This window comes from Paenibacillus sp. FSL R5-0473 (assembly GCF_038004565.1).
Taxonomy (GTDB): domain Bacteria; phylum Bacillota; class Bacilli; order Paenibacillales; family Paenibacillaceae; genus Paenibacillus; species Paenibacillus amylolyticus.
In genome coordinates this window covers 6,851,203-6,871,458 of the sequence record NZ_JBBORL010000001.1, presented here as the reverse complement: position 1 = coordinate 6,871,458, position 20,256 = coordinate 6,851,203, and the positions used below count along the sequence as shown (strand labels likewise).

Here is a 20,256-nt window from a genome sequence, read left to right as displayed (position 1 = left end):
TTCCGCCACACTGCAACTGTCTGAGCTTGTAATCAACAGCTCCATACTACTTAACTCTAGCCCCTGCTCATGCACGTATTCCATAAACGGCACGATCAGTGCCGGCGTTGATTCAAAGATCGACACTTGCTCCCGCTCTATCCAGTAGTGCAGACGAGACGGATCAATCCGGTCGTCCTTCGGTACAATCACCATGGTCCCTCCGTTGTACAGCGTCCGCGCGATATCGCCCACAAACACGTCGAACGAGAAGCTGGCGAGCTGCAACAGCCTTACCGGAAACTGATCCATCCGGTATTCCCGTCGGTAACCCGCTGCCGTGTTCACCAGGCTGCGGTGCTCGATCATCACGCCTTTTGGCTTGCCCGTCGTTCCCGACGTGTAGATGACATACGCCAAGTCCTCAGGACGGGCTTCATGGAAGCTGCCCATACCGACAACATCAACATCATTTGGATGGCTCTCATTACGGTCGTTCACAGCACCCGTCAGCTCGCTGGAGATCAGACCTGAAACCATGCTGGAGCCTTGGCCGAAGTCCATTGGTGCATTCGCTCGGTCTTCGCTGTATGACGTTTCGTCATCGAGATACAGCACCTTCTCCAGTGCTAGTTCCTCTTCGCCGAGCCAGGATTCGGCACGCTCTCGCAGCAGCGTTTGTGTCAGCAGTACCTTCGCTCCGCTGTCTTCCAGCATGAACCGCACGCGGTCCGCCGGATAATCCGGGTCAAGCGGTACATACGCCCCGCCCGCTTTCCAGACGGCCATCACGGCCACCAGCAAATCGACCGAACGCTCGGCGAGAATGCCAACGATGGTCTCCCGGCCTATTCCGCTTGCACGTAGCGTGGTCGACAGGCGGTTCGCCCGCTCGTTCAGCTCCGCATACGTCAGCCGATCCTTCTCGTATACGATGGCCTCCGCTTCCGGCGTGCGTTCCGCCTGTTCCTCGAACAGTCGATGGAACGCTGCCACAGGAGCCACTTCCGGCTGCACCGGATTAAACACACCGATAATTTCTTCTTTTTCCGCCGCCGTCAAAAGCTCTAACTCATGTACACGAACATTCGGATTAGCCGCAACCTGCTCCAATGCACGGGCAAAATGACCGTGGATCTGCCTGATGTCTTGCTCTCTGAATGTCAGTGCATTGTACGTAAACCTCAGCAAAATATGCTCTTCCGGAATGACGGTAATGTCCAGATCGTAGTTCGTTTGTTCCGGCGATTGGATATTAGCGATTTTCAGCGCTTCTTGTCCTCCGCCGACAACCTGCTCAATCTGTTCTTCCATCGGATAATTTTCAAAGACCATAATATGGTTGATCAAGTCGCTCTTTTGCTCGCTCAGCGACTGAATTTCGAACAGCGGGAACGTTTCGTAAGCTCCCGATGTCAGCGCTTGATCCTGGGTTTTTCTCAAAATATCGGCTACCGTCTCCTCGGCTTTGCCTTGAATACGGACGGGGATCGTATTAATAAACAGACCGATCATGCTTTCGATACCCGGAATCTCCGCTGGACGTCCGGATACGACGGAGCCAAATACAACATCTTCGCTGTTGTTGTATACCTGCAGAACCAGTCCCCATACGGTCTGCATGAATGTATTAAGCGTCACCTGATGCTGGCGCGCCACCCGCTCGATTTGCCCAGTCAGTTCCTTGCTGAGTTCCACATCGATCTCAGCTGCTTCAAAAGCGCCCTGCTTCAGCCCTGTTTTCTCCCGAGGCAACTTGGTCTGCTGATCATAACCCGCCAAATACTTGGACCAGTAACGCGAAGCTTTCGCGGCATCTTGAGCTTCCAACCATTCGATATACCGAGAGTACGAGGTAACCGGAGGAAGCTCCAGCGTCCGTTGCTCCTGGAACGCGAAGTAGGTGTCGAACACTTCCTTGATCATTAAGGACATGCACCAGCCGTCCAACAAAATGTGATGGTGACTCCAGATCACTTGGTAGGACTCGTCGCCCGTACGCAAAACTGTAACGCGCATCAGAGAGCCTTGGGCCAAATCGAACTTGTTCGCTTTATCCGCGCTGACAAAATCGGCTATCGTCTTCTCCGGGTGTTCATCTCTTGCCGAGCGAATATCTTCAAAGTACACTTCACACTTCCGCTCGCGGAATACCACTTGAATCGGCTCGTCTCTCCAGCCGGTAATAAAATTGGTCCGCAGCGCCTCATTTCGCTGTACCAGCGTATCCAATCCGCGGGTGAAGGCTTCCACATTCAGGCTTCCATACAGATCGAAGGTCACCTGTTCGAAGTAGGCTTCCGAATCGGCATCCAGCAAGCTATGGAACAACATCCCTTTTTGCAGCGGAGTCAGGGTGTATACATTCTCCAGTTCGCCGAGTGCCGTCGTATGTTCGGACAGCCGCTCCAGTTCCTCCACCGTCACATCTTGAAGCAGTACGTCACTAGGCGTAAGCTCCGGCCGCTCTTTCGATACGCAATGGCTGATGACTTCACGCAAACTCGATTGAAGCAGGGTACCCAGGCGCTCAACCGTCTCCCGTTGATACTGGGTTTCCCCATAACGGATCGTAAGTTCCAACACGCCTTCCGATACCATACCGTTGATATCGAGGACATAATTCATCACAGCATTCGGGCTTGAATCGGAGCCCAGACTGAACGGAGAAGGCTGCGAGCCGCTGCTTTCGTAATCCTGGTCGAACTGACCCAGATAGTTAAAACTGATCTCCGGCTCTAAAGCAAAGCGCTCGCCGTCATGCGGCGCCGACAAATAACGCAGGATGCCGTAGCCGATTCCTTTGTTCGGAATGCGGCGCAAGCTTTCTTTCACCTGTTTCACCTGATGACCGAGCTCCTGGACGTGACCCGGCTCCAGAACGACAGGGAATTGGCTTGTAAACCAGCCTACCGTACGTGTAATGTCCACATCTGGCAAAAGTTCTTCCCGGCCGTGGCCTTCAAGATTCACCAGCACGCGTTCTTGACCGCTCCAAGCTTGTACTGAGAGGCCCAGCGCAGCAAGCAGCAAATCGTTCATTTCTGTATGGTAAGCACGGTGTGCCTGCTTCAGCAGCTGTTCGGTTTCCTCCGCCGTCCAGCGGACAGTCACGATCCCGCTGTCCTTCAGCTTGGATCTGCCTTGTTCAAAATCTTTCGGAAGCGGCTCATAGGTCAATTGCTCGATATGCTGCCAATACGCTCTCTCGCTTTCCATCGCCGGACCGTTCGCATAATCAGCGAGCTGTTTCGCCCACGTTTGGAATGAGTCCGTTTTGAGCGGCAGACGGATCAGCTGCCCTTGCAGCGCCTGCTCATAGCCGGCAGCAAAATCCTCAAGCAGAATCCGCCAGGATACGCCGTCTACTACCAAGTGGTGGATCGCGATCAGCAGATGATCTCCATCCGCACAGCGGAACAAGCCGAGCTTCAGCAAAGGCCCTGCCTGCAGGTCAATGCTGCGTTGAAGCTCGTTCGCCTTGGCTTCGATCGCCTGCGCGCAGTCCGTCATTCCACGGAAATCGATCACTTCCAGGCTGTAGAGCTCGCCGTCGCTTTCCGCGATGCCCCGGTTCCATGCCGCATACCCGCTCTCGGTCCGGCTGAAGACGAGGCGCAGCGCATCGTGATGCTCGGCCAGCTTCCGCACGGCCTGATGAAGCGCCGCTTCGTCATAGCCTTCCTCCCGGTACAGCATCACCGCCTGGTTAAAGTGGTGCAGCTCGGCGAACGACTGCTCGAAGAACCAGCGCTGAATCGGCGTCAGCCCCGTATCTCCCTTAGCTGCCCCCTGATCGGCGCGTCTTAAGACCGACTGGAGATACGGGCTTAATTCCGCTACGGTCGGATATTTGAACAAATGCTTAATTTCCAGCTTGTACCCGGCCTGATATAGCCTGGACGACACCTGGATCGATTTAATTGAATCCCCGCCGAGTTCGAAGAAATTGTCCATCACGCCGATCGGACGACCCGTTCCCAGCACCTTTTGCCACACCGCAACCAACGTCTGCTCCGCCGCCGTCCGGGGCGCCACGTATTCCGTTCCAACGAGCATACTGCTTTCCGGTGCGGGCAGCGCCTTGCGGTCAAGCTTTCCGCTGTGTGTGAGGGGCATCCGCTCCAGCTGCACGAAGTAGGACGGAATCATGTACGCAGGCAGATCCTCCGCCAGCGCGCTTCGCAGCTCGCTCGCCGCAAGCGGCTTGTCCGCCACGAAGTACGCGCAGAGCTGCTTCTGACCGGCTTCGTCCTCTCTGGCGATGACAACCCCCTCTTGTACGGACGCCGCTTTCAGGACCTGCGCCTCCACCTCGCCGAGTTCGATCCGGTACCCGCGGATTTTCACCTGATGGTCGATCCGGCCCATATACTCGATGTTGCCGTCCGGCAGCCATCTGGCCAGATCGCCCGTCCGGTACATCCGCCCGCCCGGCGCGAACGGACACTCTACGAATTTCTCCGCGGTCAGCTCGGGACGGTTCAAGTAGCCTCTAGCCAGACCTACGCCCGCGATGCACAACTCGCCCGGCACGCCGATCGGCTGCAGCGCTGTCGTCCCTTCCTTGACAATATGCAGCCGGATGTTCGAGATCGGCTTGCCGATCGGCACCGATACATACGCCTCTTCCGGTCCGCAATCGTAGTACGAGACATCAACCGTCGCTTCCGTAGGCCCATAAAGGTTGATCAGCTGCGCTTGATTCACGGATGACGAAATCCACTGCCAGAACCGGCTCACATGCGATGTCGCCAGCGCTTCCCCGCTTGCAAACACCCGTTTCAGCGAAGACAGCTTGTTACCCAGATCTTCACTCGGCTGACGCTCGACATATTCGAGGAAGGCGTGCAGCATCGACGGCACAAAGTGCATCGTGGTGACGGATTGCCGTTCGATCGTGTCCAGAATCGTCTCGGGATTCTTCTCTCCGCCCGGCGGCAGCAAGCAAACTTTGGCCCCCGTCCAAGCCCACCAAAACAGCTCCCACACGGAAACGTCGAAGGTGATCGCCGTCTTTTGCAGAATCGTATCCCTGGAGTCGATCGGGTATGCATTCTGCATCCACAGCAGCCGGTTGATCACCGGACGGTGCTCCACCATGACGCCTTTGGGCTTGCCTGTCGAGCCCGATGTGTAAATGACGTAGGCCAGATGCTCCGGTCCGCTGGCCAGCTCCAGATTCGAGCCGTCTTCGTCATACGCGGATGGATCGTTCAGATCGACGAGCGATAGACCACCAAGTGGCTCTGTCCCGGCAAATGACGCGCTTTCCCGCAAATGGCTCTGAATCAGCAGCAGCCTAGCGCACGAATCTTCGAGCATGTAGCGAATACGCTCCTGCGGGAATTGTGGGTCGATCGGCACGTAGGCGCCCCCGGCCTTCAAGATCGCATAGATGCCGACAATCATCTCCAGCGAGCGCTCGGCCATGATCGCGATCGGCTGATCGGCCTGCGCGCCAGAGGCACGCAAGGATCGCGCCAGCCGGTTCGCCCGCTCGTTCAACTCCCGGTAAGTCAGACGGCTGTCCTCATAGACAACGGCCACCTGCTCCGGCGTTCGCTCTGCTTGCTCCTCGAACAGCTCGTGGATCGTTCTCTCTCTCCACGACTCATCCGCTTCCAAGCCTGGACCCTCTGAGGCGGATTGCTTCGCCAGAGCCGAAGACGACACGGCAAACCCGACCAGCAAATCATGCTTTTCGCTGTCCTTCAAAATATTCAAATCCGAGATCCTCGCACCCGGCTGAGCCAGGATCGATGCCAAAAGCTGCTCGTAATGACCCGCCAGCCGTACCATCGTTTCCTGTCTAAACAACGAGGTAGCGTACTCGATCTTGCAAACCAGCTCGTTACCCTCTTCCACGATATCCAGGCTAAGATCAAACTTTGCTCTCTTTTCCTCGATGTCAAACAGCGACCATTGCAAACCTTCCAGGGCTAAATCCAGGCTTTCGTGCTTTTGCAAAGAAAACATGGTGTCAAACAGCGGATTCCGGCTTAAATTCCGGCTCACCTGAAGAGCTTCTACCAGCTCCTCGAACGGATAGTCCTGGTGCTCGTAGGCTCCAAGCGTCGTTTCCTTCACATCCTGCAAGTAATCCAGGAACGTCCGCTCTGCCGTTGGACCCAAGCGAAGGGCCAGCGTATTGACAAACATGCCGATAATCGGTTGCAGGTCGGCGTGAGAACGAGCGGCAATCGGAGTGCCGACTACGATATCTTCCTGTCCCGCGTATTTATGAAGCAATACGGAGTAAGCAGCCAGCAGAAGCATGTACAGCGTCGCCCCCGAATCTCCGGCAAGCCGTTTTAGAGCTTCGCTTTTCTCCGCATCCAGCGCAAACGTGAGCGTTTGACCGTCAAACTGCCGGACGGCTGGGCGGGAAAAGTCAAGAGGCAGCTCAAGAACCGGAAGCTCGGAGCTGAATACCCCACGCCAGTATTCCTCCTGCCGTTTGATACGCTGACATTGCTCGTCGGATTGCTGCCAAACGGCGTAATCCTTGTATTGAATCCGCAGCTCCGGCAATTCTTCCCCATTGTAAAGCCCCACAAATTCGCGTAGTAGCACGTCCATGGAAAGACCGTCGGAACCAATATGATGCATATCCAGCGCAAGCAGGAATTTCTCTTTTTCAAGTATGATCAGCAGGACGCGCAGCAAAGGCGGCTGGGTCAAGTCAAAAGGCTGAATAAAGCCTTCCAGAATGGCCGCGACCTGATCTTTGCTTGCTTGAAGCTTCTCGACCTTGAAATCTACGAGCGGATGAATACGCTGAACCGGCTCTCCATTCACGATTTCAAAACCGGTGCGCAGCATATCGTGCCGGGCCACCAAAGTAGTCAGCGCCTTTTCCACTTTGGCCTCGTTCAAAGTCCCTTTCAATTGCAAGGCGCTCGGAATGTTGTAATTCAGCTCCGAGCTATCTAGCTGGTGCAGGACATACAGCCTTTTTTGCGCAGAGGAAACTGGATAGTATGCTTTCTCTTCCGCTTTTGGAATGGAGCTGTGCTCTGATTCTTCCAAGCTGGCAATAGCCCCGGCCATCGATTCCACCGTCATATAGCGGAACACATCGCGCAGCGGAAGTTCAACGTTCATTTCCTTACGAATCTTGCTGACAAGGTTTGTCGCCCGCAAGGAATGCCCTCCGAGCTCGAAGAAATTGTCCAGGATTCCAATGCCGGAGTAACCCAGCACTTCCTCCCAGATCTGTACAAGCTGGGACTCAATAAGGTTACGAGGGGCTACGTGTTCGATGCCCGTTTGCAGGCTACCTTGCGGCTCCGGCAGCGCTTTGCGGTCCACTTTGCCGTTAGACGTCAGCGGCATGCGCTCCAGCTGCACGAAATACGACGGGATCATGTATCCCGGCATTCCCTGTGCCAGCGAGGTTCTCATTTCGCTGACTGTCAGCGTCCGGTCTGCAACAAAGTAGGCAACAAGTGCCTTCTCTCCCTCGTTGTCCTGACGGGCGAGCACCACCGCTTCTTCCACGCCCTCCACGTTCAGAAGTTGCGTCTCGATTTCGTCCAGCTCGATCCGGTACCCGCGGATTTTGACCTGATGGTCGATCCGGCCGAGGTATTCAATGTTGCCGTCCGGTAGCCATGCCGCCAAGTCGCCTGAGCGATACAGTTTTTCCCCCTCCGCAAACGGGGAATCAACGAACTTTTCCGCCGTCAAATCCGGTCGATTCAGGTATCCTCTTGCCAGGCCTTCACCGGCCACGTACATTTCGCCTGCTACGCCGATCGGAACAGGACGACGGTTTTCATCCAGAACATACACGCTCAGCGTCGGGATCGGCTTGCCGATATTACTCTTTGCCGCCTCCATCTCGATCCATGTAATTTCCTTATACGTCACGTGAACCGTCGTTTCGGTAATACCGTACATATTGATCAGCTTTGTCTCCGGGTACTTCGTCTTGAAACCCTTGAGCAACAGCGGGCTGAGTGCTTCGCCGCCAAAGATGACGTTGCGAATCCGCAGATTGTACGGATGGTCCGCTAAAACCTCACGCAGCAGTTGGTAGAAATATGTTGGCGTCTGGTTCAAAATCGTGACCTGTTCGCAGCTCAGCAGTGCCAGGAACTCGGCCGGATTTTTCGCCGTAAGTGGCGGTACGATAACCAGCTTTCCTCCATTCAGAAGTGCTCCGTACATCTCCCAGACGGAGAAATCGAAGCAGAACGAGTGGAATAACGTCCACGTGTCGGACGGCCCAAAGTCGAACAGGTTCTTGTCGTTGAACAAAAGGCGCACGACGTTTTTATGCTCAATCAACGTGCCTTTGGGTTTGCCGGTCGTTCCCGATGTGTAGATGACATAAGCCAGGTTACCCGGCCCGGAAATCGGTTCTAGATTCGAAGCGTCCAGCGCACCAGCGGAGTCCGCCCCTTTGTCGCCCCAAACGAAATCGTCCAATTCAAGGCGCGTTCCTGCGAAGTCGGTCTTCTCATGCAAATGCCTTTGAATCAGCAATAACGGTGCGCCCGAATCCTCAATCATGAAGCGTATGCGTTCCTCCGGGTAGTCGGGATCGACAGGCACGTAGGCTCCACCCGCTTTGAGAATCGCCAGAATGCCGACGACCATATCAAGCGAACGTTCGGCCAGAATCGCTACCAACTGATCCGCTTCGACTCCTGTCTCCCGCAGCTTACGCGCAAGGCGGTTGGATCGCTCGTTCAGTTCGTGGTAGCTCAGCTGCCGCTCATTCATGACGGCGGCCACGTTATCCGGGTAAAGCTTCGCCTGCTCTTCGAACAAGCCATGAATCGTCTGCTGACGCGGGTAGTCTGCCTCCGAATCATTAAAACCGCGCACCAGTTCACGGATTTCCTGCTCGGTTAGCATTTCCAGCGAAGCAATATCCCCTTCCGGCGCTGTTGCGATAGTTTCGAGTAGCTTGTCATAATGTCTGGCGAACCGCTCCGCGGTCTCCTGTTTATACAAAGCCGTAGCGTACTCCAACCGGCATTCGAGCTGGCCATCCAGTTCCGAAATATCCAGAAGCAGCTCGAACTTGGACGTTCGGTTTTCCAACGGATAAAACGATTGCTCCAGCCCCTCGATGACAATTTGCTCATTCTCCGTATTTTGCAGGGAGAAGAACGTATCAAAGAGCGGATTCCGGCCGGTCGCGCGTGGTATATGAAGACTTTCCACCAAATCTTCGAACAAATAATTTTGGTGTTCAAAAGCCCCGAGTGTGATTTCCTTCATTTCTTCCAGGTACTTAAGGTACGGCTTGGAACGCTCCGGATGGCTGCGAATGGCAAGCGTGTTGATAAACATACCTACGATTGGCTGCACTTCTTCCTGCGTTCTTCCGGCAATCGGCGTTCCCACGATCAGATCTTCCTGACCCGAATATTTATGCATAAGGATCGAGTAAGCAGACAACAGCACCATGTACAGGGTCGTGCCCGTCCGTGCGGCCAGTTCTTTCAGCTTTTCCGTCCGTTCTTTCCCAATATCAAACTTCACGGTCCGGCCGTCAAAACTTTGCACCGCAGGCCGCGGGAAGTCCGTCGGCAGTTCCAATACAGGCAACTCGCCCGACAGCTGTTCCAGCCAGTACTCCTTCTGCGGCTGGATCAACTGCCCGTAGGCTTCGGAATGCTGCCAAACGGCATAATCTTTGTATTGAATACGCAACGGAGCCAGCTCCTCACCACGATACAGGCGGCTGAACTCGTCGAAAAGCAATGCTGTCGAGATGCCATCCGAGACGATGTGATGCATATCGAACAACAGGATGTGGCGATCCTCGGCGACTTCGATCAGGCCGATGCGAAGAAGTGGCGGCTTTGTCAGATCAAACGGGTGAAAGTATGCTTCCACCACATGGTCCACTTCTAGCTCGCTCGCCTGGAAATAATCTACAGCAAACTCCACCTCGTCATAGATGCGCTGCACAAGCTCGCCTTGAACCTGCTCGATCCCAGTACGCAGCGTCTCATGGCGCTGAATCAACGCCCGGAATGCGTACTCTACGCGCGTGCGGTCCAGCTTGCCTTCGAGAAGAAGCGCCGCCGACATATTGTAGCTACGCTCGGCCGCGTCAAGCTGGCGCAGGACGTACAGACGCTTTTGCTCGGATGAAACCGGATAGTACTCGATCTCTGCCGCCTTTGTAATCTCATAGGTTTCCTGCTGCTTTAAACCGCTAATTCTTTGGGCAAGCTGTTCGATCGTGGTGTAGCGGAAAACGTCCCGCAGCGGAACCTCGACTTGTAGCTCTTTTCGAATCTTGGAAACAAGCGCGGAGGCCCGCAAGGAATGACCACCCAGGTCAAAGAAATCGTCTTGGACTCCAACTCGCGCAATACCCAGCACCTGCTGCCAAATAAGAGCAAGTCTTGTTTCCAGCGTTGTGCGAGGAGCCACATACTCACGGCCGGCTTCTATCTCTCCGGTCGGCTCAGGTAGCGCTTTACGGTCAATCTTGCCGTTCGGTGTGAGCGGAAGCTGATCAAGAGACACCAACCGGGCCGGAACCATATGCGCAGGCAGCTCTTGTTTCAATTGGGACAGCAGATCGCTCAGTTGCAAGGAAACATCCCCCGCCACGTAACCGCACAAATACTTTTGCCCCTGCTCATCCGTACGGTCAGTCACCACAGCCTGCTTGACCCCCGGGAAACTGAGCAGGGCCGTTTCAATTTCGCCGAGTTCGATCCGGAACCCGCGAATTTTCACCTGATAGTCGATCCGGCCGATGAAGTCAACGTTGCCGTCTTCCAGCCAGCGGGCCAAATCTCCTGTCCGATACAGACGTTCTCCAGGCACAAACGGGCTGTCTGCAAACTTCTCGGCGGTTAGGTCCGGACGGTTCCAATACCCGCGCGCCACCCCGGCGCCGCCGATGACAAGCTCCCCCGGAATCCCTACAGGAACCGGCTTTAACCCGGCATCTACAATGTAAAACCGGGCGTTCAGCCAGGCTTTGCCGATCGGCACATGACCCAACGATGGCAGCTTGTCCAGCGGCTCATCGTAAAAGCTGCTGTCAATGGCCGCTTCGGTAACGCCGTAGCTATTGATGATACGGAATTGTCCGCCGAATCTTTCCTGCAGCAATCGGTAATCGGTGACACTGCAAGCATCCGAGCTGGTAATCAGCAAATGCATGGAGCTGACGTCCAGCCCTTCTTCATAAATATGCTGCATGAACGGCAGGATAAGCGCAGGCGTCGATTCAAATACCGTAATGTTTTGGTCCCGAATCCAGCCGTATAAGCGGTTCGGATCAATCCGGTCATCCTTTGGCACAATTACCATCGTTCCTCCGTTATACAGCGTCCGCGCGATGTCTCCAACGAACACGTCAAACGAGAAGCTCGCCAGTTGCAGCAACCGCACCGGGAACTGATCCAACCGGTACTCACGGCGGTACGCATCCGCCGTATTCATGAGACTACCATGCTCGATCATGACGCCTTTTGGACGTCCCGTCGTACCGGAGGTGTAAATCACATAAGCCAAGTCTTGTGGGGCACTGTCAGCAGATTCAAATTCCATGGCTGAGGTATCCCCGTTATACATCTGTTCATCGTCCATCGCATAGACAGCTTGAAGCTTCAGCCGGTCATCGGCCAGCCAACCTCCGGCCCCCTCCAACAGATGACGCTGCGTAAGCAGCACCGATGCTTCGCTATCGCTGAGCATGTACTCAATCCGCTCCGCCGGATAATCGGGGTCCAGCGGTACATAAGCTCCGCCGGCTTTCCATACGGCGAGCACACCGACCAGAAGTTCCACCGAACGCTCTGCCCAGATCCCCGTAATCGTCTCCCTGCCCACTCCCTGTTCACGAAGGAGCGCAGCCAGCCGCTCAGCGCGTTTGTTCAATTCGCCGTAAGTCAGCTTTTTGTCCATGTAAACAACTGCCGGGTGATCCGGAATGTCTCGGGCAAACTTTTCGACATACCGATGAAACGCTATTCCCTCGCTCAGTGCTGCCACCGGCGGGTTAAACACGTCCAGAATACGGTGTCTCTCCTCATCGCTCAACAGAGAAATCTCGCGCACCCGCAGTTCGGGAGTCTCAAGAAACTGGTCCAAAACGGTTACATACTGTTCCATAATGCGATCAATCTCGGTCGTCTCGAACAGGTCGGTACGATAGGAAGCATGGAGAATGACATGGCCTTCATTCAGCATATGGTCGAAGCGCAGCAGTAGATCGTCCATCTCGTGTCTAGCAAAGTGAGCCTCCAGACGTACCTTGATTTCTTCGTACTCCACGATTTTCAAAGGTAGATATTCCAGAGACGTGCGGAACAACTCCGAAAGATCGTTGCGGCCGTGTTGTTCGCGTAAATCCTGAATCAATTGGTTATACGGATATTTCTGATGCCGCAGATCCGCCGTATTTTCCTTGGAAACCGTTTGGATCAAGGAAAGCACGGACCCAACTGGATTCAGACTAATCCGCGTAGCCACAGTGCTGACGAACATACCGATCGTTTCTTTTTCCTTCTTGCTGGTGCGATTGGCAAACACCGTGCCGACTGGAACATCGGTGCTGTCGGTCAGCTTATACAATAAGACGTACATGGCGGACAAAAATAACGTATATAAACTAACCTGATATTGTTCGCTAAAAGCCAGAATGCGGTCATAGCGGGAACCATCCAAAGTGATGGAACGTTTATTCGATTCGCTGCCAATCGAGAATGGCGGAACTGATTTAATGCCGCTCGTTTCAGGCAAAGTGTTGTACTTGGTTAGCCAATATTCCTTGCCTTTTTGATAACGCTGCGATTGCTCATATTCATGCTCAGTTGAAATATAATCCAGATAGGATGGGGCCTGGTAACTGCTGAAGATGCCATTGCGCAGTTCCAGGTATTTTTCCATCACCGCATGCAGCAAAGCAGTGACGGACAAGCCATCGGCGATGATATGATTTATAGTCAAATTAAGCCATACTTGGCCGTTCGCAAAATGGATCATCGTAAATTGATAGAGGTGTTCGTCGAACACACTCGCCGGTTTTTCGGTTACTTCTTTCACCCAAGCATAGAATTGTTCGGTTGTGCCTATTTCGAGGTGGCTTATCCTGGTTTGGACATTCTCCAGTTCTTCGAACCACTGCGTTGGATTTTGCATATCCCCGCTAATGCGGATTCGGAAAGCGTCATAGGTTTTGACAATCTCTGCCGCCGCTTGCTCAAGCAGCTTGGTGTCGATCTCGCCCGTAATCTGGTAGGTCGCGGAAAGCATCGTGATGGATGTGCCCGGATTCATAATTTCCATGAACCATATCCGGCGCTGGGCTTGCGTTAATCCATATTGCTTGTTCGTATTCTCTCTCACATCGACACACTCCCGTATTAGAGATTGTTTGTAGATAGGCTTTATACCTGAATATCAGCAGGAAGCCGCCCGCCGAAAAGCGGGTCTAGCCGTACAGCCGCGCGTAGTAACCTCCGAGCGCCAGCAGTTCCTGATGGCGGCCCCGTTCCACGACCGTTCCTTGATTCATGACCGTAATCAAATCCGCATGTTCCACAGTGCTGAGACGGTGAGCAATCAGAATGGTGGTGCGCCCCTTCATCAATACGTTCAGAGCTTGCTGTACCCAATGCTGGGATTCGTTATCCAATGCAGAAGTCGCTTCGTCCAGCAGTAGAATCGGGGCGTTTTTGAGAATCGCCCGGGCGATCGCAATTCGCTGCCTTTGTCCACCTGACAACGACGCTCCTCTCTCTCCCACCGGCGTTTTATACTGTTCAGGAAGTTCCTGAATAAAATGGTGAGCGTACGCCGCTTTGGCCGCTTCAACCACTTCTTCATCCGTTGCATCCGGGTTGCCATAACGGATATTTTCCTCAATCGTGCCGGTAAACAAAAATGGTTCCTGCGGAACATATGCAATCTGCCTGCGGATTTCTTCCAGCGTGTAATGGCCGAACGGTTTACCCTGAAGCAGGATATCTCCGCTGTCCACAGGATAAAAGCCGAGCAGCAGCTTGATCAGCGTACTTTTGCCGCTGCCGCTGGCTCCCACGATCGCAGCGACCTGACCAGGAAACACCTGCATGGACATGTCGACAAGCACCTTTTTATCTGTCTGATAGGAAAATTCCACATCGCGAAACTCCACCGCAGCCTCCGATACAAGTTCGCTATGAGAAGATCCCAGACGCTCCGGTTCCTCTTCCTCGCTTAGTACCTCTTGAATCCGGTGAGCACCCGCGAGCGAATTTTGGGTCATCGACAGAACCATCCCCAAGTTCAACAAGGCGTGCGTCAGATTCACTTGCAAAACTGCCAGAGCGGCGACGCTTCCCATTCCCATCAATCCGTAGGCATATAGAAGACTGCCGATGACGATGATGCCGCAAAACGTGACGTAGCTGATAAAATGGTTCACCGCAGCCTGCATACCATTCTTTTTCGCCGTTTGCCGAAGCGTTTGCGTCATTTGTTCGTTCAACGCCTCGTACTGGCCGTAAATCGTGCGGATGCGGAACAACTTCACAATTTGAATGCCGCCCATAAAATCTTTGAATTTTTCGGTCATTTTACCGAGCGTACGCAAGCCTTGTTCGGACAAAGCGCGGATATCCCGTGCAAATTTCAGGCTGACCAGAGAGGACAGCAGCAGAATGACGAAGGATACGCCAGCAAACCGCCAATCAATCACCGCCATAGAGACAATGGAGCCGATGCAGAAGACAACTTGAAGCAGCAAAACGAAGTAAACCTGCGAGAATGTAAACTCAACGGTCGTTACGTCGTTGTTCACTCGCGAAAGCAAGTCCCCATGGTGGTTCTGCTCCAGGAATCTCGGCCGCACCCGGCACAGCTTGTCATAAAGACGTTTGCGGATATTCAGCACAGTCAGCTCGACACTGCGCTGGTATAAGTAAATGAACCAGGGAGAAATTATATTTTCCAGGAACAGGGCCGCGCCCAAAATAACAAAAGCTTCTACCATCAGGGACGTATCTCGGGACACGGCGAAATCAACCAAGTTATGTACGACCAAGCTGAAGGCGATCAGAAACAATGTCTGAGTGAGCGCCGTTACAGCAAGGCCAATCGCGTACTGGGTTTTGCGCTTGCGGTTCATAAACGTCAGCAAGTAGCCGAGTTCTTTCACTTGTGATAGCCTTCCGCCCTTTTTCATGTGTACGACACCTCCCTGCGTTCGGCAGACTCGGTAAACTCCTGGTAATACGACTGGGCGTACAGTCCCTTCCTCTCGAGCAATTGTTCATGAGTGCCCTTTTCGACAATACTTCCTTGTTCCATAACCCAAATTTCATCGGCGTTTTGTACCGTAGAAAGCCGGTGGGCAATAACCATGGTCGTTCTCTGCTTCATCAATACGCCCAACGCTTCCTGAACCGCGCTTTCCGACTCCGGATCAAGTGCCGATGTGGGCTCGTCCAACAGCAGAACGGGAGCATCCTTCAGAAACGCCCGAGCTATTGCAATGCGCTGCCGTTGCCCACCGGACAAAAACCCGCCGCGCTCTCCGACATACGTCTGGTAACCGTCCTCAAGCTGCATAATGAAAGAATGAGCCTGAGCGGCTTTGGCGGCTTCGATAATCTCGTCCATCGACGCTTCTTGCCGCCCATAGCCGATATTTTCGGCGATCGTACCGCTAAACAAATATGAATCTTGGGTTACCACGGAAAAATGCGACCGAAGCTGCTCCGGATCTGCACCGTGGATCAGGCTTCCGAACACGCGGATCTCGCCCTGATCCTCCGGAAGTGGATAAAAGCCGCATACCAGCTTAAACACCGTACTCTTCCCTCCGCCGCTCGCTCCGACAAGCGCAATCGTCTTGCCTTCCGGCACCGAGAAGTTAACATTCCGCAGAATCGGGGAACTTTCTTCATACCCGAAGGTTACGTTCTGAAACTGGATGGGGGCGGCACTCGCTTTTGGAAGCAAACGGCCATTTTCTGTTTCGGTCGGCTGCTCGACGATTTCGGAGACCCTTCTCAGGGCACCGGTCATTTCGAACGTGCGCGTGATGAGCTCGGGAATATGCTCCAGCGGCTCCAGACACAGATTAAGCAAGTACAGGAAGGCGATCAGTTCTCCCGCGCCTAGCTGCCCGTTGTAGATCAAATAGCTTCCGTAACTGACGGCGAAAATGATCGGGCTAATCATCAACGTAGAAAGCAGCGGGTTGACCCAGGCTTCCCGCTTTTTCACGGCCAGCTTTTTTTGAGCCGTCAATTGCAGTAGCACTTGGTAGGAGCGAGATAACATACCGGATAGCAGGTAGCTTTTTACAATAGGCATCCCCCCAAGCGTATCCTGGAGGTTGACGTTCATTCGGCCCATGTTCGCCTGGGCTTCCTCCGTCAACTGTTCCAACTGCTTGCCGATCCATTGGGAAACCAGCAGTGCTACGGGAAATAACAGCAGGCTGTACAGCATCAGCTCCCATTGGAGATACATCAAATAAGCGAAACAGCCGATAAATAATAGCGGATGATAAAACCACTGGGCGAGGTCCCGAATCATAAATTGCTGGATGAGTTGCAGATCGTTGTTGATCCGCGACAATACGTCGCCGGAGTGTTGCTTTTCCAAATAGGGGACCGGAAGTTTGCCGATATGACGCATGACATGGTTGCGGATATCCCGCACCGCAGAGGCACTACTTCGCTCCACACCAAAGCTCATGAAAAACTTCGCCGGCACACCGATCAAGATGACCACAAAGACCGTGTACACGATCTGCAGAACGATAGGCCCCGCCCCATTCTCGGCCTGTGTGGTCAGCTGCTCGACCAAACGTCCCGTCCATATCTCAATAACCGCGGCGGCAATTGCGGACAGGATACCGACGATCATCCAGCCTTTGTGACGGCTTACATAGGACATCAGCCAGCGGAACGCTTTCCAGGTGGCATAAGCGGTTCGGCGCTTGGAAGGCGCCGCTGTGCCTTGTCCTTGAACAGACGTCTGCCGGTCAGCTCCCATGCAGGACCCCTGCCTCCGCTTCGATCTGCTGCTTGATTTGCACTAAGATGTCACGGATGACAACGGCCGTTTCGTCCACGCGCGCGAGTTCCAGTAACTCCTCGTGTGCGCCCTCCAGCCGGTAATCGGCGTAAGCTTGCGTCGTTGCCCTCTGCCAGGACGGCAACTGGTGCTCCAGGCGGAACGCTTCACTGTCCTTCGCAATCAGTTCGTAAATCCGGGCAGTTATCGTTCCTGAATTAATAAGCTGCGCTTCGTACGTCAATGTGGCTTTGATCTTCCGATGAACACGCTCCCGCACGAGCGGATTGCTCATTAATTCCTTCTCTTCTTCGTCGAAATCCGCAAGCATCTCTTCAAGCTCTTTCTCAGACGTTTCATAAGGTGTGAGTGCGTCCTTAATCCATGAGTCCACCATGAGCACGTCCGTTACGGAATACCCTCTTCTTTCCATCGATTTGGCTACCTCGAACGTCAGGTTGCCTCCGAAGCAGTAACCGAGCAACACGTAGGGTCCTTCAGGCTGGATACGAACAATCTCATCCACATAACGGTTCAGCATGGCCTCGTAATCGATGACATCGTCGATAAAATCAATGCCGTAAAGCACGAATCGGCCGTCTAGTCTGCTTGCAAGCTCTCGGTAACCGATGCCGAAGCCGCTGCCTGGAGGGAAGCAGAACACGTTCAGATCCCCTGTTTTATTTAGCTTAATGAAGGAGTCTCCCCCTTTATCCAGACCCAGATCTTCCTCTCCAAAAGCCATGGCTTCAACGGTTACATGATGGAATTGGCGATTCAGCGGTATCTCGATGCCCGTTTCATCGTAAACGGCTTGAACGAGCCTAATCAGACTTAAGGAATTGCCTCCCAGCTCAAAAAAGTTATCCTTTACGCCAACCTGTGGAATGCCAAGTGTATCCTGCCAAACACGGACAATCTTCATCTCGAGCAGCGTTCTCGGCGCGACATATTCCGTTCTTCCAGTGGCGGCTTCCTCTGGCGCGGGTAGCGCTTTGCGGTCGATTTTCCCGTTCGGAGTCAGCGGCATCCGCGAAAGCTGCACGAGGTACGAAGGAATCATATATCCTGGAAGCTGCTTGGCGAGCTGCTCCTTGAGTTCATGCGCCGCCAGCCTCGTTTCCGCAACGTAATAAGCAACAAGCTGCTTATGGCCGTTTGCGTCGTCGCGGGCGAGCACCGCCGTTTCTTGCATGGCGGCGATCTTCAGCAGCTGCTCTTCAATCTCGCCGATTTCGATCCGGTAGCCGCGGATTTTCACCTGATGATCGATCCGCCCCCGGTATTCGATGTTGCCGTCCGACAGCCAGCGGGCGAGATCTCCCGTCCGGTAAAGGCGTTCTCCCGGCGCAAACGGATGTTCCACAAATTTCTCTGCCGTCAGCTCCGGTTGGTTCAGGTAACCTCTCGCAAGCCCCACGCCTGCCACGCACAGCTCTCCGTCCACTCCAGGAGGCACAAGCTGCAGGTGGGCATCCAAAATGAAAATCCGGTGATTGGACAGCGGGCGCCCGATCGGAATAACTCTGCGCTCCGGCTGCTGCTCAACCGCATCCCAAAGCGTCGTAACAATCGAAGCTTCGGTAGGCCCGTAAGCATTGAAATAGTGGACCTTCTCCTTCCACTGCTGCACAAATTCGGCCGATACCGCCGAACCTCCCGTTACAAGCTTCGTTAAGCTGGGAAGGCGGTCCGGGTTCAAATATGCGCTGTACGTCGGAGGCAAAATCGCCGCCGTAATCGCATGCTCGTTCATATAACTCTCGAACAGGCGGTTGTCGAGAATCGTCTCGGCCGTCGGGATGTACAAAGTCGCGCCAAAATAGAGCGCTTTGAACACTTCCCAGCAGGACGCGTCGAATGACAGGCTGGCGAATTGAACGATCCGGTCATGCTCCGTGATGCCCAGCCTGTCCGCGAACATCAGCTTTAAACTGACCAAACCACGATGCTCCAGCATGACCCCTTTGGGTTTGCCCGTCGTACCTGATGTATAGATGACATAAGCCAGATCATTCGGACCGCTGGCCGGCTCCAGATTCGAAGCATCCAGCACACCAGTGGATTCCGCCCCGCTATCGCCCCAAACAAAATCGTCTAATTCAAGGCGTGTTCCTTCAAAGTCGGTCTTCTCGTGCAGATGTTTTTGAATCAGCAATAACGGTGTGCCTGAATCCTCGATCATGAAGCGGATGCGCTCCTCCGGGTAGTCGGGATCGACAGGCACGAAGGCTCCGCCCGCTTTAAGAATTGCCAGAATGCCGACGACCATATCAAGCGAGCGTTCGACCAGAATTGCTACCAGCTGGTCTGCTTCTACTCCTTTTTCCCGCAGCTTCCGCGCAAGGCGGTTGGATCGCTCGTTCAGCTCGCGGTAGGTCAATTGCCGCTCGTTCATGACGACGGCCACGTTATCCGGGCGATGCTCCGCCTGTTCTTCGAACAAGCCATGAATCGTTTTCCCCCGCTCGAACTCGGTTTCGGTGTCATTAAATCCCTTGAGCAGCATCTCCCTCTCGACTGGGAACAGCATATCGACTTGTCCAAGCTCCAGATCCGGCTGAAATAAAAGCATGGACAGCAACCGAACAAGATGGTCGGCCGCCTGCTCCATAAATGCCCGCTCGTACCGCTGTCCGTCAAAGCTTATTTCCAGCTTGATGGAGTCGTTTTGGCGGTCGAAGCGAAAAACGGTATCAGCCGCCACACGGTTACCCAGCGGTCCAGGATGAATCGGGGCGAAGGATGCGATGGTGTTGACGACCGGGAGGCCATGCCCCGTATAGTTCAGATGGAGCGGCTCCACCATTTTTCGAAAAGGCAGGTGCTGATGCTCCAGCGCCTCGCCGATGGAGCCTTTGATGCCCCCAAGCAGCGTTTTCAGCGTAGTCTGGCTGCTTACCGATGTCTTGATCACCAAGATGTCATGCGGCGGCGTCTCGCCCTGGTCTGCGCTATACGAAGGCATGCCGACAAGCACTGGGTCCCGCCCGGTATATTTGAACAGCAGGCTTTTGACTCCTGCCAAAACAATCATGTACAGAGCCAAATCCGAACCGCTGGCGAGGCCAATGATTCTCTCCGAGAGTTCGCTCGGCAGAGTACGGTGAAGCAAGTCCGGCTCTGCCGCAGATTCCCCGCCCTCGAATAATTTGGAGGATTGACTGTATGGAAGGAAGCTCAGGCTATCATCTGCGTCAAACTTGCCGCTCCAGTACCGTTCTTCCTTTTCAAATAAAGATTTCATTCGTACCTCCCCTAAAAATGAAGTGACCG

At 54.1% G+C, this 20,256-nt stretch carries 5 protein-coding genes; 1 reads left to right on the top strand and 4 read right to left on the bottom strand.

Annotated elements, in window-relative coordinates:
* Positions 1 to 13,317 (bottom strand): non-ribosomal peptide synthetase (locus MKY28_RS30035; RefSeq protein WP_340937780.1); only part of this gene is annotated, 13,317 nt, incomplete at its 3' end.
* Positions 13,318 to 13,402: 85 nt separating this feature from the next.
* Positions 13,403 to 14,995 carry an ABC transporter ATP-binding protein gene (locus tag MKY28_RS30030; protein WP_340937779.1) on the bottom strand — a complete coding sequence of 531 codons (1,593 nt, stop codon included), beginning with the start codon at positions 14,993 to 14,995 and terminating at the stop codon, positions 13,403 to 13,405.
* Between MKY28_RS30030 and MKY28_RS30025 the strand changes: the two genes are divergently transcribed.
* Positions 14,984 to 15,115, top strand: a complete 132-nt coding sequence (locus tag MKY28_RS30025; RefSeq protein ID WP_340937777.1) for a hypothetical protein — start codon at positions 14,984 to 14,986, stop codon at positions 15,113 to 15,115. The genes MKY28_RS30030 and MKY28_RS30025 overlap by 12 nt on opposite strands.
* Before the next feature lie 17 nt (positions 15,116 to 15,132).
* Here MKY28_RS30025 and MKY28_RS30020 read toward each other — a convergent pair whose 3' ends face one another.
* Positions 15,133 to 16,959, bottom strand: coding sequence for an ABC transporter ATP-binding protein (locus MKY28_RS30020; RefSeq protein WP_340937774.1), 1,827 nt, complete (start codon positions 16,957 to 16,959; stop codon positions 15,133 to 15,135).
* Entirely contained in the window at positions 16,949 to 20,227 is a 3,279-nt protein-coding gene (locus MKY28_RS30015) for a non-ribosomal peptide synthetase (RefSeq protein WP_340937772.1), read from the bottom strand. Before MKY28_RS30015 ends, MKY28_RS30020 begins: the two co-directional genes overlap by 11 nt.
* Positions 20,228 to 20,256 lie beyond the last annotated feature (29 nt).

What these genes read in the sequence shown, in the direction of transcription:
- MKY28_RS30025 (WP_340937777.1), top strand. Translation starts at nt 14,984, where the DNA reads ATGTACGACCAAGCTGAAGGCGATCAGAAACAATGTCTGAGTGAGCGC.
- MKY28_RS30020 (WP_340937774.1), bottom strand. Translation starts at nt 16,959, where the DNA reads ATGGGAGCTGACCGGCAGACGTCTGTTCAAGGACAAGGCACAGCGGCG.
- MKY28_RS30015 (WP_340937772.1), bottom strand. Translation starts at nt 20,227, where the DNA reads ATGAAATCTTTATTTGAAAAGGAAGAACGGTACTGGAGCGGCAAGTTT.